At 72.4% G+C, this 20,092-nt stretch carries 10 protein-coding genes and 1 pseudogene; 3 read left to right on the top strand and 8 right to left on the bottom strand.

The genetic code is table 11. From position 1 onward, the window contains the following. Positions 1 to 113 precede the first annotated feature (113 nt). Both AC5L38_RS12775 and AC5L38_RS12770 read right to left on the bottom strand, forming a co-directional pair. Positions 114 to 308, bottom strand: coding sequence for a DUF3046 domain-containing protein (locus tag AC5L38_RS12775; RefSeq protein ID WP_389912225.1), 195 nt, complete (start codon positions 306 to 308; stop codon positions 114 to 116). Between the two features lie 220 nt (positions 309 to 528). Further along, a complete protein-coding gene (locus AC5L38_RS12770; RefSeq protein WP_495242976.1) occupies positions 529 to 1,017 on the bottom strand; it encodes a VOC family protein in 489 nt (162 codons plus the stop codon). Positions 1,018 to 1,322: 305 nt separating this feature from the next. Here AC5L38_RS12770 and AC5L38_RS12765 point away from each other — a divergent pair, with 305 nt between their 5' ends. Further along, on the top strand, positions 1,323 to 6,221 hold the full coding sequence (locus tag AC5L38_RS12765) for an ATP-dependent helicase (RefSeq protein ID WP_495242975.1): 4,899 nt from the start codon (positions 1,323 to 1,325) through the stop codon (positions 6,219 to 6,221). Positions 6,222 to 6,439: 218 nt separating this feature from the next. Further along, positions 6,440 to 6,589 (top strand): hypothetical protein, encoded by a 150-nt coding sequence (locus tag AC5L38_RS12760; protein WP_495242974.1) that lies wholly within the window; start codon positions 6,440 to 6,442, stop codon positions 6,587 to 6,589. Positions 6,590 to 6,764: 175 nt separating this feature from the next. Here AC5L38_RS12760 and AC5L38_RS12755 read toward each other — a convergent pair whose 3' ends face one another. The 4 genes from AC5L38_RS12755 to AC5L38_RS12740 are packed head-to-tail and all read right to left on the bottom strand — an operon-like array spanning position 6,765 to position 15,502. Beyond that, positions 6,765 to 12,410, bottom strand: coding sequence for an amino acid adenylation domain-containing protein (locus tag AC5L38_RS12755; protein WP_495242973.1), 5,646 nt, complete (start codon positions 12,408 to 12,410; stop codon positions 6,765 to 6,767). Continuing rightward, positions 12,407 to 13,612, bottom strand: a complete 1,206-nt coding sequence (locus tag AC5L38_RS12750) for a 2-oxo acid dehydrogenase subunit E2 (protein ID WP_495242972.1) — start codon at positions 13,610 to 13,612, stop codon at positions 12,407 to 12,409. The genes AC5L38_RS12755 and AC5L38_RS12750 overlap by 4 nt, the downstream gene beginning before the upstream one ends. Continuing rightward, positions 13,605 to 14,588: an alpha-ketoacid dehydrogenase subunit beta gene (locus AC5L38_RS12745; protein WP_495242971.1), complete on the bottom strand. Its 984-nt coding sequence runs from the start codon at positions 14,586 to 14,588 to the stop codon at positions 13,605 to 13,607. Before AC5L38_RS12745 ends, AC5L38_RS12750 begins: the two co-directional genes overlap by 8 nt. Next, positions 14,579 to 15,502 (bottom strand): thiamine pyrophosphate-dependent dehydrogenase E1 component subunit alpha, encoded by a 924-nt coding sequence (locus tag AC5L38_RS12740; protein WP_495242970.1) that lies wholly within the window; start codon positions 15,500 to 15,502, stop codon positions 14,579 to 14,581. The genes AC5L38_RS12745 and AC5L38_RS12740 overlap by 10 nt, the downstream gene beginning before the upstream one ends. A gap of 119 nt (positions 15,503 to 15,621) precedes the next feature. Here AC5L38_RS12740 and AC5L38_RS12735 point away from each other — a divergent pair. Next, positions 15,622 to 16,862: pseudogene (locus AC5L38_RS12735) on the top strand (RNA-guided endonuclease InsQ/TnpB family protein). Here AC5L38_RS12735 and AC5L38_RS12730 read toward each other — a convergent pair. Both AC5L38_RS12730 and AC5L38_RS12725 read right to left on the bottom strand, forming a co-directional pair. Continuing rightward, the gene (locus tag AC5L38_RS12730; RefSeq protein ID WP_495242969.1) at positions 16,803 to 18,500 is read right to left on the bottom strand and encodes a condensation domain-containing protein; all 1,698 of its coding nucleotides are present in this window, start codon (positions 18,498 to 18,500) and stop codon (positions 16,803 to 16,805) included. The pseudogene AC5L38_RS12735 and the gene AC5L38_RS12730 sit on opposite strands and share 60 nt — an antisense overlap. Beyond that, positions 18,500 to 19,990 (bottom strand): class I adenylate-forming enzyme family protein, encoded by a 1,491-nt coding sequence (locus AC5L38_RS12725; RefSeq protein ID WP_495242968.1) that lies wholly within the window; start codon positions 19,988 to 19,990, stop codon positions 18,500 to 18,502. The genes AC5L38_RS12730 and AC5L38_RS12725 overlap by 1 nt, the downstream gene beginning before the upstream one ends. Positions 19,991 to 20,092 lie beyond the last annotated feature (102 nt).

The following is a 20,092-nucleotide window of genomic DNA, read 5'->3' as shown; positions in this document are numbered from 1 at the left end:
CGGGCCTTGGCGCCTGTCCCTCGGCCCCTCCGGGCCTTCACCGTGCTCCCGGGCTTCCACGTGTCCCCGGGCCCTCCACGCCCTCCGCGCTCGGCCCCTACGCTCGCCGGCCCTCAGCGGAGCTTGGGCGAGACGTCGGTCACCCCGCACACGGCATGCCAGACCTCCTTGGCCCCCACGCCCTCGGCCAGTGCCTGGATCACGGTCCTGCCGCCGAGGTCGGCGATGACGTAGTCGTGGGCCCACGACTCGGCGTACTGGTCGCCGAAGTGTGACTTCATCCGCTTCCAGAACTCCGACAGGCGCATGTTCCAAGTATGGATCCACTCCGGTACGCCGTGAGCCGCCCGGCACCTCACCGGCCGCGAGCACCCGCGTCCCGAGCCCCCGCCCACGCTGGCCGGGGCGGGCCGGGGTGGGGCGAGCGGGAAAAGGATCCTCGCGGGCGGGAGCGCACACGGCCGAGGCGGCCGGGAGACAGATCGTCACAGGCCGGAGGGCGGGCCACCGGGTCGGGGGACGAGGGCGTCAGAGCACGCGGGAGCCGTACATCTCGCCGAGGGGGTCGGCGAGCAGTTCCAGGCGGGCCCCGTCGGGGTCGGAGAAGTAGATGGACGCGCCGCTCTCGACCTGGTGCGGGACGCCCGCCGCCTCCAGCTTGCCCCGCAGGCGCTCCCACGTGGAGGGATCGACGGAGATCGCGACGTGGTGGAGCCCGCCGAGGACCTCCCCGTAGGGGCCGAGGTCCAGGCCGGGGAAGTCGAAGAAGGCCAGCAGGTTGCCGTTGCCGATGTCGAAGAAGAAGTGGTTCGAGCCCCGGTAGTCGCGGTTCTCGAAGATCTCCGTCAGCGGGAACTCCAGGAGGTCCTGGTAGAACGCGATCGTCGTCTCGACGTCGGAGGAGATCATCGCGAAGTGGTGCAAGCCCCTCGCGCTGCTCGGCGGGCGGTGCGCCCTGAGGTGCTCCGCCTTGATCCGCTCGCGTGTCGCCTCGATGGCCTGATGGTCGATGCTCACCGTTAGCTCACCACTCAATGCGTCGTGTGTTCGTCAAAGCCATGTCCGTGACGACCGGGAGCCAACCTATCCCGGACGTCACGTCATGGTGGCGAACGGCCTCCGCCGGGGATACCCCGAGGGTGGGGTCGCCCCGCGGTCCGGCCGCGGCACCGGCGGGCCGTGTATCCGCAGGTGGCGCGCGAGCCGTCCGTTCCCGTCCGGCACCCGCTCGCCGGGCGGGCGGTGACGGGTTCTGTCGGTGGGGCCGTGCAGTATGGGCGGTGACCCGGTTCGTCTGCCTGACCGGGAGCTAGGGGGCGGCGATGAGCGAGACGACGGGGGCGGGCGGGGCGCTCGATCACTTCACCCGGATGACCAGGGAATGGTTCGCCGGGGCGTTCGCCGCGCCGACCGCCGCGCAGGACGGGGCGTGGGCGGCGATCGCCCGGGGCGACAACACCCTGGTGGTCGCGCCCACCGGATCCGGCAAGACGCTCGCCGCCTTCCTGTGGTCGCTCGACCGGCTCGCCTCCTCCGCTCCCGCCTCCCCTCCGGCCGACGGGCCGTCCGCCACGGGCCCGGAGAACGGCAAGGGCGGCAAGAGCGGCAAGAGCGGTGCGAGCGCCCGGGGCGGGCGGGGGCGTTCGCGGGGGGACGAGGAGCCGGTGAGGCGGTGCCGGGTCCTGTACGTGTCGCCGCTCAAGGCCCTGGCGGTCGACGTCGAGCGCAACCTCCGGGCACCGCTGGCCGGGCTGGGGCAGACCGCGCGGCGGCTCGGCCTCCCGGTGCCGGAGATCTCGGTGGCGATCCGGTCGGGCGACACCTCCCCCGAGGAGCGGCGCCGGTTCGCCACCAGGCCGTCCGACATCCTGATCACCACCCCCGAGTCGCTGTTCCTGCTGCTCACCAGCCAGGCCCGCGAGGCGTTGCGGGGCGTGGAGACGGTCATCGTCGACGAGGTGCACGCGGTGGCGGCCACCAAGCGCGGCGCGCACCTGGCCCTCAGCCTGGAGCGGCTCGACTCCCTCCTGCCCCGGCCCGCCCAGCGGATCGGGCTGTCGGCGACCGTCCGGCCGGTGAGCGAGGTGGCCGCCTTCCTGGGCGGGTCGCGCCCGGCGACCGTGGTCCAGCCGCCCTCCGACAAGGAGATCGAGGTCGAGGTGGTCGTCCCGATCGAGGACATGACCGAGCTCGACACGCCCCCCGCCCCGCCCTCCCCCGACGACGACCGCTGGCTGACCGAGACCCCGGCCAGGCGGTCGATCTGGCCGCACGTGGAGGAGCGGCTGTTCGAGCTGATCGGGAGCCACAGCTCCACGATCGTGTTCGCCAACTCCCGGCGGCTGGCCGAGAGGCTGTGCACCCGTCTCAACGAGCTGGCGTGGGAGCGGCGGGAGGGCGGCGAGGAGCCGGGCGGGGAGACGTCCGGTGAGGGGTCGGAGCCGGTGCACTGGGCCGAGGGCTTCCCCGTGCCCCCTGCCTCCCTGTCCACCCCGGCGGCGACGATGGCGCAGGCCGGGGCGGCCAAGGGGGTGGTCCCGGAGATCGTGAGGGCCCACCACGGTTCGGTGTCGAAGGAGGAGCGCTCCCAGATCGAGGACGCGCTGAAGTCGGGGCGGCTGCCCGCCGTGGTCGCGACCTCCAGCCTGGAGCTCGGCATCGACATGGGCGCGGTCGACCTGGTGGCCTGCGTCGGGGCGCCGCCGAGCGTGGCGAGCGGCCTGCAGCGGATCGGCCGGGCCGGGCACCAGGTGGGGGCCGTCTCACGTGGCGTGATCTTTCCCAAGTACCGCGGGGACCTGGTCCAGACGGCCGTGGTGGCCGAGCGGATGAGGAGCGGGGAGATCGAGGACCTGCGCTACCCGCGCAACCCGCTCGACGTGCTCGCCCAGCAGATCGTGGCGATGACCGCGATGGACGAGTGGACGGTCGACGAGCTTGAGGGGGTCGTGCGGCGGGCCGCCCCCTACCGGACGCTGCCCAGGAGCGCGCTGGAGGCGACACTCGACATGCTCGCCGGGCGCTACCCGAGCGAGGAGTTCGCCGAACTGCGGCCGCGCATCGTCTGGGACCGGGTGACCGGCACCCTGCGGGGCCGTCCCGGAGCCCAGCGGCTGGCGGTCACCAACGGCGGCACGATCCCCGACAGGGGGTTGTTCGGCGTGTTCCTGGTCGGGGAGAAGTCCTCCCGGGTCGGCGAGCTGGACGAGGAGATGGTCTACGAGTCGCGGGCCGGGGACGTTTTCGTGCTGGGCGCGACCTCCTGGCGGATCGAGGAGATCACGGCCGATCGGGTGCTGGTCACGCCCGCCCCCGGCCAGCCCGGGAAGCTCCCCTTCTGGCACGGCGACACCGCCGGGCGACCGGCGGAGCTGGGGAGGGCCATCGGCGCGTTCCTCCGCGAGATGTCGGCGGCGGGCGCGGACGCCGAGACGGGCGGCGAAGGTGCCCGAGGCGCGGGGACGAAGACGGAGCCGGGGAAGGCGGGAGCGGGAAACGGGCGGGCGGGGGACGCGAAAGCGGGAGGCGCGAAAGCCGGGGGCACGGCGCGGGAGGGGGCGCTGGCGAGGATCAGGGCGGCGGGGCTGGACGAGTTCGCCGCCGCCAACCTGCTCTCCTACCTGGCCGAGCAGCGGCAGGCGACCGGCTACGTGCCGGACGACAGGACGCTGCTGGTCGAGCGGTTCCACGACGAGCTGGGCGACTGGCGGGTGGTGGTGCACTCCCCGTACGGGGCGCGGGTGCACGCGCCGTGGGCGCTGGCGATCGGGCGGCGGCTGCGGGAGCGCTACGGCGTCGACGTGCAGGCCGTGCACTCCGACGACGGGATCGTGCTGCGCATCCCCGACACGCTCTCCGACCCCCCGTCCGATGTCGCGATCTTCGACGCGGACGAGATCGAGCGGATCGTCACCGAGGAGCTGGGCGGCTCGGCGCTGTTCGCGGCGCGGTTCCGCGAGTGCGCGGGGCGGTCCCTGCTGCTGCCGCGCCGCGTGCCGGGCAGGCGGTCGCCGCTCTGGCAGCAGCGGCAGCGCGCCTCGCACCTGCTGAACGTGGCCGGCCGCTACGGGTCGTTCCCCGTGGTGCTGGAGACGATGCGCGAGTGCCTCCAGGACGTGTTCGACGTGCCGGGGCTGGTCCGGCTGATGCGCGACATCGAGGCGCGGCGGATCCGGATGGTGGAGGTCGAGACCGACAAGGCGTCGCCGTTCGCGGCGTCGCTGCTGTTCAACTACATCGGCGCGTTCATGTACGAGGGGGACGCCCCGCTGGCCGAGCGCCGCGCCCAGGCGCTCGCGCTCGACACGAGCCTGCTGGCCGAGCTGCTGGGCCAGGCGGACCTGCGCGAGCTGCTCGACCTCGATGTGATCACCGACGCCGAGCGGGAGCTGGCCCGGCTGGACCGGCCGCTGCGCGACGCCGAGGACCTGGCCGACCTGCTCCGCTCCCACGGCCCCCTGGTGGCCGAGGACGTCGGCGTGCGCGAGGGCGACCCGGCGTGGCTGACGGTGCTGGAGGGCGCCCGGCGGGCCATCAGGGTGCGGGTGGCGGGGCAGGAGCGGTGGGCGGCGATCGAGGACGCCGCCAGGTTGCGCGACGCGCTCGGCGTGCCGCTGCCCGTGGGGGTGCCGCACGCGTTCCTGGAGCCGGTCGACGACCCGCTGGGCGACCTGCTGGCCCGGCACGCCCGTACGCGCACCCCCTTCCTCGCGGGCACGGCCGCTGACAGGTTCGGTCTCGGCGCCGCGGTCGTCACCGACGCGCTGCGCCGCCTGGCCGCCTCGGGGCGGGTGGTGAGCGGGGAGTTCCGGCCCGGCGGGCGGGGTGAGGAGTGGTGCGACGCGGGGGTGCTGCGGATGCTGCGCCGCAGGTCCCTGGCCAGGCTCCGCAAGGAGGTGGAGCCGGTCCCCCCGGAGACGCTGGCCTCCTTCGCGCCCGCCTGGCACGGCATCACCGGCTCGCCGCAGCGAGGCAGGCCGCCGATCGACGCGCTGGTGGCCGCGATCGAGCAGTTGCAGGGCGCGGCGGTGCCCGCGTCGGCGCTGGAGACGCTGATCCTGCCCTCGCGGGTGCCCGGGTACGACCCGTCGTTCCTGGACGAGCTGACGGCCTCCGGCGAGGTGATCTGGGCGGGGCAGGGGTCCCTGCCGGGCGGCGACGGCTGGGTCTCGCTCTACTTCGCCGACACCGCGCCGCTGCTGATGTCCGGCCCCGCCGACGTCACCATGACGCCGGTGCACGAGGCGGTGCTCGAGGTTCTGGGCGGCGGAGGGGCGCTGTTCTTCCGCGAGCTGGGCGGCCGGGTCGCCACCCTCCTGGCCGATGCCGTCCCGGACGACCGCGCCCTGTCCGCCGCGGTGTGGGACCTGGTGTGGTCGGGCCGGATCACCGGTGACACGCTGGCGCCGCTGCGGGCCGTCCTCGGGACGGGACGCCCCGCGCACCGCCCGGCCCCGACCCGGCGGCGGCGGGCGGTGCTGCCGACCAGGAGCGGCCCGCCCACGGTGGGCGGGCGCTGGTGGGCGCTGCCCGCCCTCGCGGAGGACGCCACCCAGCGCGCCCACGCCCAGGCCGAGGTGCTGCTGGAGCGGCACGGCGTGGTGACCAGGGGCGCGGTGACCGCCGAGCGGCTGCCGGGCGGGTTCGCCGCCGTCTACCAGGTGCTCCGCGCCTTCGAGGAGAGCGGCCGGTGCCGCAGGGGCTACTTCGTGGAAGGGCTGGGCGGCGCCCAGTTCGCCCTGCCCGGTGCCGTCGACCGGATGCGCGCCGCGTCCCCCCCGCCCGCCCGCCCGGACGCGGCACCGGCGCCCGACCCGTGGAGCACGCGCAAGCCGGAGAGGGCGGAGGGGAACGCGCGGCGGGCGGTGGTGCTGGCGTCCGCCGACCCGGCCAGCCCGTACGGGGCGGCCCTGCCGTGGCCCGCCCATCCCGGGGAGGTGTCCCACAAGCCCGGCAGGAAGGCCGGGGCCCTGGTCGTGCTCGTCGACGGGCACCTGATCCTCTACGTCGAGCGCGGCGGCAAGACCCTGCTGTCCTTCTCCGCCGACGAGCGCCTCCAGCCCGCCGTCGACGCCCTCGCGCTCGCCGTGCGCGACGGCGCGCTGGGCAAGCTGACCGTCGAGCGGGCGGACGGCACCGCCATCAACGACTCCCCGCTGGGCGCGGCCCTGGAGTCCGCGGGGTTCCACCCGACCCCCAGGGGGCTGCGCCTGCGCGCCTGAAGGGCCGCACGGTGCGGCGAACCCGCCGAACCCGCTCCCGGGAGCGCCGCGGCCGTCACGTGCGGACGGGCCCCACCGCCCGCGGTGAGACGCTGGTCGATCCGCTGGTGTGAGGCCGGCCCCCGGGGGCCGGACGCGGGATTGCAGCCGGCTACCACTGGCTCGCAACCGTGGGCTGCGACATTCGTCATGTTGTTGGATCGAGAGGGGAGACAACCATGGCGAAGGCCAAGCCGGAGCTGTCCGCGCTGTCCGGGATCGGCACCGAGCTGGACGAGAGCCAGCTCGCGCAGGTCAACGGCGGTTACTACTGGGACTTCTACCACTGGGAGGACTTCGCTCCCGGTGGCTGGGCCTACCGTCCCTGACACCGGGCGCGTAGCCGGATAGACGTGGGAAGACGGGGTGCGGCCACCGGCCGCACCCCGTCCGTGTTCTCAACTTCGTTCGCCCACGCCCCCCCCGGGGGTCCCCCGGCCTCCCCGAGGTCCTTGCCCCGGGGTTCTCCCGGCCCCTCCGGGCGGAGCGGCGGACGGGACGGGGTCACCTCCGGATCGAGATCACCTCCGCGACCGGCTCGTCGCGCTCACGCTCGTCACGTCCGCCTCCCTCACGCTCACGTTCCTGGCGCTCGCGCTCCTGGCGCCGCTGGATGGCCTGGAACCCGACCAGGTCGTCCGGGAGCGCGTCGGGGACGTTCGCGTCGAACCCGGACAGCGTGCGGGTCCGCATCGCGACCAGCACCGTGACCGCGATGGCGACCGCGAACAGCACGTACATCAGGCCGACGCCCCGGCCCCCGCCGGTGCCGAGCACGAGGCCGACCGTGTCGGCCAGCGGCCCCCCGGGGAGCAGCAGCGGCTCGAACAGCGCGCTGCCGTACGGGGCGACCAGTCCGAAGCCGATCGGCAGGGTGGACCAGGCGATGAGCGTGTTGAGCGCGATGACGCGGCCGTGGAAGCGTTGCGGCACCTTGACCTGGATGATCGTGGCGTAGACGCCGTTGAGCATGGTCAGCCAGAACGACATCCCGAAGGCGCCGATCGCGATCAGGATCAGGTTCTGCTGCAGGCCGATGACCAGGCAGAACAGGCTCAGCACGAGGGTGGAGAGCATGACGCCGCGCAGCCGGTGCCGTCGCGGGCCTCCCCAGACGGTCATGGTCAGGCCGCCGAGGAAGACCCCAAGGCCGCCGAAGAAGGAGATCCGGCCGACGTCGTCCAGGGTGGCGAAGCCCAGGACCAGCGGCGAGATGAGCAGGAACAGCGGGGACAGGAAGACGTTCAGCACCGCGAAGAAGAAGAGCATGCCGCGGAAGCCCCGGTGGCCCCAGGAGAACTTCCAGCCCTCGATCATCTCGGCGAGCAGCGACTCCCTGCGCTTCCACGCCATGGTCTTCGGGAAGCGGACGAAGAGCAGCACCCCGATCGCGAAGACGTACGAGATCACGTCCAGGACGAGGATGCCCTCCAGCCCGACCACGGCCATCAGGCCGACCGCGCCCAGCGGGACGACCAGCTGGGCGGTACCGGTGACCATCTGGACCACGCCGTTGGCGTGGCCGAGGAAGCGCTTGGGGACCAGCTGCGGGATGGCGGAGTTGTAGGCGAGGCGCTGGAAGGTGAGCGCGACCGACAGCAGCACCAGGAGCGGGTAGATGTGCCAGATCTCCAGGTTGCCGGTCCACAGCAGCACGCCCAGCGTCAGCTGGGTGCCGAACGCGCCGATGTCTCCGGCGAGCATGACCCCGCGCCGGTCGTGGCGGTCGACGAGGGCACCGGCCAGGGGGGACACCACCATGCCGGGGACCAGCGCGAGGACGGCGAACAGGGCCATCATGGGGAGCGAGTCGGTGGTGATGTAGATCCACAGCGGGATGGCGAACTCGGTCAGCGACGACCCGACGATCGAGACGAGCTGTCCGGCCGCCACGGCGGCGAACCGCTTCATGCTCGGCGGCGGGCCGGAGCTCGCCGGAGGATCCGTCGCGACCGGGTGTCCCGTTCCCGGTGGCGCGCCGCCCGTGCCGGAACCGGGCGGAGTGCCGGGAGCGGTGAGAGCCCGCGTGCGCGCCTCCGGACCGGCGGCCGGTCCCGCACCGGTGACCGCGGGGGCCGCCGTCGCCGGGGCGGTCTCCGCGGGGGCCGGGCCCGCGGTGGCGTCCTGGGTGGAGACGCCGCCGAGCCACCAGGTGGACCGGTCGGTACGGGCCAGCTTGGCCGTGTCGCCGGAGGTGATGGCCCGGTGGGTGCCGGTGACGATGGTGGCCAGCTCTTCCGCCCGATATTTCAGGAAAAAGTGCCCAGCCTCGTCGAGGACGACCACCGCCGTGGAGTCGCTCAGGAGATGCCACTCGCGGTAGCGCTCCTGGTGGAACTCGGTGGCCGGGTCGCGGTCGCCCACCACCGAGATGATCGGCGCCCTGAGCGGCTCGACGCCCTCCTCGAACAGGCGGGTGAAGTAGCGTTCCGCCTCCCTGGTGCCCTTGCGACGGTTGTCGATCACCAGTTTGAGCTGGTCGGGCTCCAGGTCGTCCACCTCCAGACCCGCGGCCCGCAGGGCGTTGGCCCAGATCTGGTCGCTGCGCAGGCGGTCGGTCAGGTTCGACAGCTTGGCCAGCGCCGAGGCGGGACGGGCGAAGGGGAAGACACCGCCGAAGTAGATGGCCTCGATCGGACGGCCCGCCGCCTCGAGGCGGCGGGCGATCTCCACGATCAGCATGACGCCGAGCCCGCAGTGCCCGTACAGCGCGAGGGGGCCGCGGACCTCCTTGAGGATCTCCTCCACGCAGTCCCGCGCGACCTCCCCCACCGGCCGGGTCGCCTCGATCAGCCCCATCTCCTGGCCGGGGACGGCGACCGCGTGCAGCGCCCAGTTCCGCGGCAGCGCGTCGGCCAGCGGCTGGTAGATGGCCGCGCTGCCGCCGCCGTACGGCACGCAGACCATCGTCGAGGTGGCCGTGCGGGCCGGGGTGAGCCGGTGCAAAAGCATGCGCGGGCCGTCGTCGGCCGTCTCGGCGAGCCGCGCGAGCTCGCGGACGGTCCGGTGCTTGAACAGGTCCAGGATCGTGACCTGGCGCCCGCCTTCGGGAATGGCTTTCCGAAGGCGGGCGACCACCTGTGCGGCGAGCAGCGAATGACCGCCCAGGTCGAAGAAGTCGTCCAGCACGCCGACCTGGACCAGTCCGAGCACCTTCGCCCACACCGCCGCGATCGCCTCTTCGAGGGGCGTCTCGGGCGGGACGAACCCGGCCTCCTGGTCGGGCCGCGCCTCGTCGGGTTCGGGGAGCCTGGCCCGGTCGACCTTGCCGTGCGACTTCAGGGGCAGTTCGTCCAGCCAGACGAACCGCCCGGGGATCATGTACTCGGGGAGCCGCTCGCCGAGCCGCGCCCGCAGCTCGCTGACGCTGACCTGCTCCCCGGCGACCTCGCCGACCAGGTACGCGACCAGCCGGTCCGCGCGCAGCTCGACGACGGCGTGCGCGATTCCCGGCTCGCCGGAGAGCACCGACTCGATCTCCGACAGCTCCACCCGGTAGCCCCTGACCTTGACCTGCAGGTCGCGGCGGCCGAGGAAGCACAGGTCGCCGGAGGGCAGCCACCGGCCGAGGTCGCCGGTCCGGTACATGCGGGCGCCGGGCCCGCCGTAGGGGTCGGGCAGGAACCTCTCGGCCGTCAGGCCGGGGCGTCCGAGGTACCCGCGGGCGAGCCGGTCGCCGCCGAGGTAGATCTCGCCGGTCATGCCGGGCGGGACCAGCCGCAGGTGCTCGTCGAGCACGTAGACCGCGGCGCCGGGCAGCGGCCTGCCGATCGGCAGGTTCAGCGCCCGCTCGTGCTCGCCGGTGACGGCGTGGGTGGAGATGCCGACCGTGGCCTCGGTGGGGCCGTAGTGGTTGACCACCGTGGTGTGCGCGGTCAGCTCGCGCGCCCAGCTCCAGCGGGAGGCCTCGCCGCCGAGGACGAGGAGCTTGCGCGGGAGCAGCTCGGCGGGGTCGTCGACCGCGGCGAGCAGCGAGGCGAGGTGGGAGGGGGTCATCTTCAGGTAGTCGGTGCCGCTCAGCAGCCCGGCGAGCTCCTCGGCGGGGGCCTGCGGGTCGGCCAGGTGCAGCTCCCCGCCGGTCATGAGCGACAGGTAGAAGATCGTCACCCCGAAGTCGAACGAGAGCGACTGCAGCAGCGTGTAGACCCCGCCGGGCTCGACCTCGAAGCGCTCCCCGACCCCGGCGAGGTAGTTGAGCACCTGCCGGTGCTGCACCCCGACGCCCTTCGGCCGCCCGGTGGTGCCCGAGGTGTAGATCACGTACGCGAGGTGGCCGGGCGAGACCTCCGGGGGCTCGAACCCGGTCTCGTCCAGCGCCTCGGCGTCCAGGCAGATCGTCGGGACGTCCGGAACCAGCTCGCGCAGCGCGGTGGTGGTCAGGACGGCGACGGCCCCGGCGTCGGCGAGCATGTACGCCAGCCGGTCGCGGGGCTGCTTGGGGTCGAGGGGCACGTAGGCGCCGCCGGCCTTGAGCACGCCGATGACGGCCGCCGCCAGGTCGGTGGACTGTTCGAGGAAGACGCCGACCCTGGTGTCGGGGCCCACGCCGTGCCGGTTCCTCAGCAGGGCGGCGATCCTGGTGGAACGCTCGTCGAGCTCGGCGTACGTCAGCGAGCCACCACGCATCCCGGACTCCGTACCGGACGCGGGCGAGCCCTCGTGGACCACGGCCGTCGCGCCGGGGGTGAGCGCGGCCCGCGCGGTGACGAGGTCGTGCAGCAGGTCGTGCCCGGACGGCCGCGGGGCGGGTCCGGAGCCGAAGCCCAGGACCAGGTCCCGCTCCTCCCCGGAGAGCAGCGACAGCTCCCCCACCCGCGTGTCCGGGTCCGCCACGATCGAGCGCAGCAGCGTCTCGAAGCGGGCCGCGAGCAGCTCCACGGTCTCCGGGTCGAACAGGGCGGTGCTGTAGGAGAGGTGGCCGACCAGCCCGTCGGGGCTCTCGAACAGGTAGAGGCCGAGGTCGAAGCGGGTGGTCCTGGCCGGGAGCGTGAGGTAGGAGACGCGCCCGTCCTCCTCGCCCGCCTTGAAGTTCTGCAGCGCGAACGTGACCTGCGCGAGCGGAGACCGGCTCACGTCGCGGACCACGTTCAGCTCGTTGACCAGCTGGTCGAACGGGAGCTCCTGGTGCGCGTACGCGTCCAGCGCGGCCTCGCGCGTCCTGGCCAGGAAGGTGGTGAACGACGGGTCGTCGGCCAGGTCGGCGCGCAGGACGAGGGTGTTGACGAACATGCCGACGACCCCGTCCAGCTCGGGCAGCCCGCGCCCGGCGACCGGGGAGCCGACCGCGAAGTCCGTCTGCCCCGAGTAGCGGGCCAGCAGGACCTGGAAGGCGGCCAGCAGCGTCATGTACGGCGTGGCACCGGCCGCGGCGCCCAGCTCGGCGAGCCGCCGGGTGAGGTCGGCGTCCACCCGGACGTCGAGGGCGGCCCCCTCGTGGCGCTGCTCGGCGGGGCGCGGCCGGTCGGCGGGCAGCTCGATGGCGGGCAGCCCGGCGAGCCGGTCACGCCAGTGGTCGATGTCGCGGCGGTGGTCGCGGCCCCGCTGCCAGAGGGCGTAGTCGCCGTAGCCGACCGGCACGGGCGGCGGGGTGACGCCGTCGTGCAGGGCGAGCAGCTCTCGGACGATCAGGTCGCTGGACCAGCCGTCGATGACGGTGTGGTGGGCGGCGATGAGGAGGACGTGGTCGTCGGGCGCGATCCTGACCAGCACGGTGCGCAGGAGCGGGCCGTGCTCCAGGTCGAACGGGACCGCGAGGTCGGCGTCGAGCAGCTCGATCGCGGCGTCCACGTCGTCCGCCTCGGCGACACGCAGCGCGGCGGGCCCCGGCTCGTCGATGACGAGCTCGGGGGTGCCGTCCTCGGTGGTGAGGAACCGCGTCCGCAGGGCCTCGTGGCGCGCGACGATCTCGTCCAGCGCCCGGCGCAGCGCGTCGGCGTCCAGGTCCCCGCGCAGGCGCACCGCGACGGGGACGGTGTAGGTGGTGGTGCCCGGCCGGTACTGCTCCAGGAACCACAGGCGTTCCTGGGCGTGGGACAGGGGCGGTACGGTCCCCGGGGCGCGGCGGGCGACGGCGGCCCGCGCCTCTCCCCGGTTCTTCAGCCGCTTGGCCAGAAGCGCCTTCTTGGCGTCCGACAGCGTTGTCTCGGTCACGCGTGTAACTCCATCCGGAGGGCCGCGAGGAAGAGCGCGGCGTCCCGTCCGTTGATAAGCCGGTGGTCGTAGGCGAGGCCGATGTTGGCGACGGTCCTCGCGGTCACCGTGCCGTCCTCGGCGAGGGTCAGCTCGGGCTGCGGCGAGGTGATCGCGAGGGCGCAGACCGTACCGGGGAAGATGAGGGGGATCGCGAGGACGACGTCGGCGTCGGTGTGCAGGGTGACGGCGATGTTGGCACCGGTGAGGTCCTTCTCGCGGAAGTCGCCCTCGGTGGCGGCGAGCCGGTAGCGCATGAGCGCGTCGGCGATGGCCTTGAGCGAACCGGTGTCGTGGACGACCGGCACGTACAGGCCCTCGCCCATGTCGAACGTGACGCCGACGCGCGGGGCGTCGGCCGGGCGCGCCAGGTCGCCGTCGACCGAGGCGAAGAACAGCGGGAAGGCGGGGTGCAGCGCGGCCACGGCCTGGACGAACAGCTCGGCCAGCCCGACCGGCCTGCGCACCTCCCTGCTCAGCCCCCTGGCCCGCTCCAGCAGCGGGCCCACCTCGAACCTCACGACGGTGTACGCGGCGGGGATGGTGGCGTGCGAGGTGGTGACGGCGCGCGCGACGGCCCGCTGCACCCGCGAGAGGCGGTGCGCGCCCGCGTCCGCGACGGGTCGCGGCACGTCTTCGAGGACGTCTCCCGGCACGCCTTCGCGCGTGTCCTCGCCCGTGTCTTTGCGCACGTCGGAGGCCGCCTGGCCGGTACGGCGGGAGGCCAGGGCCTCCACGTCGCTCCTGCGGATGACGGTCAGCCCCAGGGACACGATCTCGGCGTGGGAGACGCCGAGCTCCTCCATGGCCGCGCGGGCGGGGGCGGTGACGACCGGCTCGGCCACCGGGACGTCCTCCTGCCCCGCCGCGTCCTCCGGGGCGACCTGCTCGGCCTCGAGCACATCGGACACCGGGGCGGGCGGCGGGGCCGCCTCGGGGGTGACGCGGGCGAGGAGCGCGCCGGGAGCGATCCAGGAGTTGAGGGCGGCGGCGTGGTGCAGGTAGCCGGTCTCCTCGGCCTCCAGCTCGTCGGCCGCCTTGGAGGTCTCCAGGACGGCGATCGGCTCCCCGGCGATGACGGGCTTGCCGTTCCCCACCAGCCACTCGACGATCTGGTACTCGGTGTCGTTGTTGTTGAGCTTGGGGACGTGGATGTCAGCCACGCAGAGCCTCCCGTACGGCGTGGTGGATCGTGGACTCCCCGACCAGGACCTCGTTCTCCAGGTGCGCGGCGGTGGGGATGACGGAGGCGCGCGAGTGGACGAGGCGGACGGGGCCGCGCAGGCGGCCCCAGAGGCGGGCGTGCAGCAGGTGGGCGACCTCGCTTCCCCAGGTGCCTCCTGCGGTGCTCTCCTCCGCGACCAGGACGACGTCCCCGAGGTGGGGCAGGAGCGCGTCGGCGTCCAGCGGGTGGAGCCGGGAGGGGACCAGCAGCCGGACCGCGATCTCCTCCTCCATCATCAGGGAGCGCATCGCGCCCAGCACCCGGTGGACCATCCCGCCGGGAGCGATGACCACGCAGTCGGGGCGGTCGCCCGCGTCGCGGACGTCCACCACCGCCAGGTCCCCGTCGCGGCGCATCAGGAACAGCGGGTCCACCCGCTCCATCTGCCGGGTGTAGAGGACCTTGTCCTCGAAGAACACGCACGGCTCGCCCCGTTCCAGCATCGCCGCGAACGCCGCGCGGTTGTCGTGGAAGGGGGACATCTCGTACAGCGACAGCCCCGGCATGCCGACGAAGTGCTTCTGCAGGCTCTGGCTGTGCGTGGGGCCGTAGCCCCGGCCGCCACCGGTCGGGCAGCGCACCACCATCCGCAGCGGGAGCTTCTTGCCGTACATCGACACCGACTTGCTCGCGAAGTTGCACAGCTGGTCGAAGGCGAGCGCCACGAAGTCGCCGAACATGATCTCAGCCACGGCCGTGTTGCCGGTGAGCGCCAGCCCCGCCGCGACGCCGGTCAGCGCGCCCTCGCTGATCGGGGTGCCGATCACGCGCTCGGGGAAGCGGGTGGACAGCCCCTTGGTGACCTTGAAGGCGCCGCCGTACGGGTCGAGGATGTCCTCGCCGAGCACGTAGGCGGTGGGGTCGTCGTCCAGCAGCCCGTGCAGGGCGGCGTTGAGGTTCTCCGCTACGCGCACGGTCCCTCCCAGTGGGAGAGCGGGCGCGCGGCCACCTCGTCGGCGACGGCCTCGACCTCGGCCCTGACGGCGTCGTCGAACCGGTAGAAGTGCTCGGGGTGGTCGTGGGCGTAGCGGGCGTACCAGTCGTTGTCCCTGGCGGCCCGTACGACGTCGGCCGGGCGGATGTCGTCGCCCTTGCTGTGCGGCCCGAGGCGATGGGTGACGAACTCGACCACCAGCGGCTGCCCCTCGCGCACCCGCGCGATCTCGCGTTCCAGCGACAGGCGGATCTCGTTGACGTCGGTGGAGACGACCAGCCGGTGCGGGATGCCGAAGGCCGCCGCCCGGCCGGCCACCGTACCGGCCATCTGCGCGGCGGTCGGGGTGGACTGGGCGATGCCGTTGTTCTCCACCACGACGAGCAGCGGGAGCCGCCAGAGCGCGGCGAGGTTCAGAGCCTCGTAGACCGCGCCCTCGCCCCAGGTGCCGTCGCCGATGTGCACGCAGGCCAGGGTGCCGGGCTCGGAGCGCTTGAGGTGGAGCGCGACACCGGCGGCGACCGGCATGCTCTCGCCCTGCACGCCGGTGGACATGTAGCGGTCGCGGTGGATGTGCTGGCTGCCGCCGACTCCCCCGCAGACCGCGCCCTGCCTGCCCATGATCTCGGCGAGCAGGCCGTGCGGGTCGCGGAACCTGGCCAGGTAGTGGCCGTGTCCCCGGTGGTTGCTGAAGACGTGGTCGGCCGGGCCGAGCAGGGAGCGCAGCGCGACCGGGACGTACTCCTGGCCCAGGCAGGTGTGCGTGGTGCCGTTGAGGTCGCCCCTGCCGTACAGCTCCAGGAGCTTGAGCTCGAAGTGCCGGACCAGCAGCAGGAGCTCCAGGTCCTCGTCGGTGAGGGGGGAGAGACGGAGCCCGTCGAGGGTCTCAGTCATCGGTTATCTCCAGGGTAGGAACCTTGGTCTTCGGATCGGGGGAGACATGACACGTCGCGGTGCGACGGATTCTCGAAATCCTGAGCGAGCCCGTCCTGGGAATCGTTACTGTGTGTGATGTGACGCAGACCGTGAAGCGGGCGTTCAAGTTCCGTTTCTATCCAACCGACGAGCAGGCGGTAGAGCTTGCCCGTACGTTCGGCTGCGTACGTCTCGTCTACAACAAGGCCCTTGAGGAGCGCAGTCGCGCCTACGCATTGGAAGGACGCAGGCTTTCCTATGCACAGTCGTCGGCCGCACTCACCGAGTGGAAGAAAACCACAGAACTCGCCTTTTTGAACGAGGTGTCCAGCGTTCCGTTGCAGCAGGCACTGCGTCATCTGCAGACAGCCTTCACCAACTTCTTTACCCGGCGAGCCGGATATCCGGTGTTCAAGTCCCGCAAGAAGTCTCGGTTGTCGGCCGAGTACACCCGTTCGGCGTTCCGATGGCGAGAAGGCAGGCTGACGTTGGCGAAGATGGGTGAGCCGCTGGCCATCACATGGTCGCGTCCGCTGCCTGAGGAAGCCAACCCGTCCACGGTGACGGTAAGCAGGGACGCGGCTGGACGCTGGTTCGTCTCCATCTTGTGCGAAGACACGATTCGCCCATTGGCACCGGCCACCGCCGTAGTTGGAGTGGACGTCGGCATTACCGCCTTGGCAACGCTGTCGACCGGAGAAAAGATCGCCAATCCTCGCTATGAGCGTGCCGACCGGCGCAAACTGGCCAAGGCCCAGCGCAACCTCACCCGTAAGGAGAAAGGTTCGGCCAACCGGGAGAAGGCGAAACGCATCGTCGCCCGGATCCATGCCCGGATCGCCGACCGGCGCCGGGATCGTCTGCACAAGGTCACCACTCGGCTTGTTCACGAGAACCAAGTGATCGTCGTAGAAGACCTCACCGTGCGTAACCTGGCCACAAACCGCAAACTGGCTCGTGCCGTCTCCGATGCCTCCTGGCGGCTGCTGCGCTCCATGCTGGAGTACAAGGCCGCCTGGTACGGACGGGAAGTGCTGGTGGTGGACCGTTGGTTCCCCTCCTCCAAACTGTGCTCGGCCTGCGGAACTATCGCCCCGCCCATTCCGCTGAGCGTCCGTGATTGGGTGTGCGCTTGCGGTGCGGCTCATGATCGGGATATCAACGCCGCGAGAAACATCCTCGCCGCCGGGCTGGCGGAGAGGTAAAACGCCTGTGGAGCTGGTGTAAGACCTCAAGGGAGTTCTCTCCTGGCGGGCAACCGGCGGTGAAGCAGGAACTCTCACGGGCGACCGTGGGACTCCCCCTCGTTCACGAGGGAGGGGAAGTCAACGCCGAGTGAATCTACGATCCCGGCGATCGTCGGGTTGTCGAAGAAGGCGTCCAGGGAGACCTCGATGTCCAGGCGCTTGCGCATGCGCGCGATGATCTGCGTGATGGTCAGGGAGTGGCCGCCCAGATCGAAGATGTCGTCGTCATCGGCGATCGGTGAGATGCCCAGTACTTCCTCCCAGATCTCGCGCACCTGGTCGGTCAGCGTGGTGACGGAACCCATCTCGTTCTCCAGAATTTCGTGCAGTGACAGGTCAGGGTCATGCATGGCGCGTTCCAGAAGGAGACGCAGGTCGTCGGCGACCCGGGCGGCGTCGGGCACCGTCTCGGGATCGTGACGCAGGCTGATCTCCAGCCCGCCGGGACCGTCCACGCACTGCAGGTGCAGCGCGCCGCGTACCGCGTGGTTGAAGACGGTCCACTCCACCGACGCGTCGAGCCCGGCGAACACCGGGTCGGCGTCGCGGCGGGTGCGGTAGCTGACGGAGACGGGGACCAGCGCGGCGTGCGGCCGGAGGCGGGGCATCGCCCGGGAGAGCGGTACCTGGCGGAACCGGTAGACCTCCCGCAGCTCGGCGCGCAGCGTGCCGGCGAACTCCCGGAAGGTCGCCTCCGGGGACGGGCTGGAGGCGACCGGGAGCTCGTTGACGAACAGGCCGACGTGCCCGGCGGCCTCGGGAGGCCGGGTGGACAGGTCGACGGCGGTGGTCACGGCGGCGTTGCCGTAACCGAGGAGCAGGGTGTGCAGCGCGGCGAGCAGCACCTCGAACCGGGTGAGGGCGGGACCCGGCGTGTCCGGGGAGGAGGGGGCCGGGATCGACGGGTCGACGGTGAACCGCAGCACCCTTCCCTCCCCCGCCCGCCGGGACTCCAGCGCGCGGCCGAGCACGACGGTCTGGCCCGGATCGCGCCAGCGGGGCTTCCAGAACTCCCGCGCGCCGGGAAGCAGGGCGGCCACCCGATCGCGCTCGGCCCGGCCGTGGTCGACGAAGGGCAGCGGGGGCGGCGGCTCGCCGTTGTAGAGGGCGGCCAGGTCGCGTACCAGGATGTCCTTCGACTGGCCGTCGAAGACCAGGTGGTGGGCGACGAAGAGCAGCAGGTGCCGTCCGGGTCCGGCCCCGAACAGGGTGAACCTGGCCAGCGGGCCCTTCTCCAGGTCGAACGCGCGCAGGATCTCCTCCCGCACCGCCTCCAGCACGGCCTCCCCGTACCGTTCACCGATCCCGGCGCTCTCGACGCCGGGGGAGGCGGTGCCGGAGGAGTCGGTGTCGGAGGAGTCGGTGTCGGAGGAGTCGGTGTCGAGAGAGTCGGTGTCGAGAGAGTCGGTGTCTGGGGAGTCGGTGGAGATCGACACCTCACGGACCGGGACCTCCGCGCCCGGCACCAGCCGCAGCTCGTTGTCCACCTCCGCCACCACGCTGCCCAGCATCGGGTGCCGGGCGGCCACCGCCGCGCAGGCCGCCAGGAGCGTGCCGGTGTCCAGGTCGCCGGCCAGGTGGACGAGTATCGGCATGTGGTAGGCGGCGCCCCCGCCAACGGTCTGCTCGGTCACCCACATCCCCTGCTGGGTGAACGTGACCTGCGGCAGGCCCGCGGGCACCGGGCCGGAGGCGCCCTCCCCCGGCGATCCGGAGGTGTCCCGGGACATCACGCGCTCTCCGTCGTACGGCGCAGGGCCTTCTTGTCGACCTTGCCTCCGGCGTTGCGCGGCAGGGCGTCGACCGTGACGACGCGCGCGGGCAGCTCGTGCGGGGCCAGGCGGTCCTTGAGGAAGAGACGCAGGTCCTCGGGCGCGAGGGGTTCCCTGGTGGCGAGGGCCACGGTGACGACGGTTCCGAGCACGGGGTGCGGGACCCCGAACGCGGCGGCCTCGATCACGGCCGGATGCTGGTAGACGACCTCCTCGACGTGGATCGTGGAGACCTTGAAGGCCCCGGACTTCACCACGTCGCTCTCGCGGTCGACCAGGTAGAGGTAGCCCTCGGCGTCGATGTAGCCGAGGTCGCCCATCCGCACCCAGCCGTCGCGGAAGGTCCCGCTGTCGGGGTCGCCGTAGTAGGCGCGCGGCGCGGCGGGGGATCGCATCCAGACCTCCCCGGTCTCCCCCGGTGCCAGCGGCTCCCCCTCCGCGGTGGCGATCCTGACCCGTCCCCCGGCGATGGCGCGGCCGACGCTTCCCGGCCGCTCCGGGTCGAACATCATGATCGTCTGGGCCGGGGCGGCCTCGGTCGAGGTGTAGTAGTTGGTGATCGTCGCGTTGGGGAAGGCCGTGGTCAGCTGCTGGGCGACGGCCGAGGGCAGCGGCGCGGCGGCCGAGCCGAGCAGCAGCACGCTGGACAGGTCGTGCCGGTCGGCCACCTTCGCGTTGATCAGCTCGATGGCCATCGCGGGGACCAGGAAGACCGTCCCCGCGCGGTAGGACTCGATCAGCGAGGCGAAGCGGGCCGGGGTGAAGCGCGGCAGCGTCACGACGGCCGGCCGGGCGTCGAGCGCGTTGATCAGCATCGCCTGCCCGGCGTTGGTACCGATCGGGAAGGCGTGGACGAGATGCCGGGAGTGCGCGAACGGACGCCGTTTGGCACCGCAGCCGTAGGCCAGATTGGCATGGGTGGCCGAGACGCCCTTGGGACGGCCGGTCGTGCCGGAGGTGTAGAGGATCTGGGCGAGATCCCCGGGCGCCGGGGGCACCAGGGGCACCGGGGGATCTGAGGGCGCTGAGGGCGCGATATCGGCCATCTCATAGGACGTTTCGACGTTCAGATCGTCGACCGTGGCGCTCCAGCCGATCTCGGGCACGGCGAGGCCCGCCGCGTGGACGACGCCGGTCGCGCGGCAGTTCTCCAGCATGAAGCGCAGGTCGTCGAGGGTGAGGCGGTCGGAGAGCGGCACGGCCACCGCTCCGGCCGCCAGGACCCCGCAGAAGGCCACGGCGTAGTCGGCCCAGTCCGCGGCCCCGAACACCAGGCCCACCCGGTCGCCCCGGCCGACACCGCGCGTGACCAGGCCGTTCGCGAGCGCGACGGAGCGCTCGTGCCACTGGCGGTAGGTGAGCTGGGCCGAGCCGTGCACGATCAGCGCGACCCCGTCGGGGTCGGTGAGGGCCCGGTCTCCGAGCAGCTGGGGGACGGTCAGGTTCACCAAGTGAACCTCCCACTAAAGATCGGATGTATGTGCCTTCGGTGTGTGCGAGCACCCTTGGCACTACAGGAAAGAATCTTTACTATTTAAAATCGAGCGTCA

This window comes from Streptosporangium nanhuense (assembly GCF_059358815.1).
Note: the sequence above shows the minus strand (reverse complement) of the source record. Positions and strands in the feature narration are given on the sequence as shown.

What these genes read in the sequence shown, in the direction of transcription:
- AC5L38_RS12765 (WP_495242975.1), top strand. Translation starts at nt 1,323, where the DNA reads ATGAGCGAGACGACGGGGGCGGGCGGGGCGCTCGATCACTTCACCCGG.
- AC5L38_RS12740 (WP_495242970.1), bottom strand. Translation starts at nt 15,502, where the DNA reads ATGACTGAGACCCTCGACGGGCTCCGTCTCTCCCCCCTCACCGACGAG.
- AC5L38_RS12760 (WP_495242974.1), top strand. Translation starts at nt 6,440, where the DNA reads ATGGCGAAGGCCAAGCCGGAGCTGTCCGCGCTGTCCGGGATCGGCACC.
- AC5L38_RS12775 (WP_389912225.1), bottom strand. Translation starts at nt 308, where the DNA reads ATGCGCCTGTCGGAGTTCTGGAAGCGGATGAAGTCACACTTCGGCGAC.
- AC5L38_RS12730 (WP_495242969.1), bottom strand. Translation starts at nt 18,500, where the DNA reads ATGTCCCGGGACACCTCCGGATCGCCGGGGGAGGGCGCCTCCGGCCCG.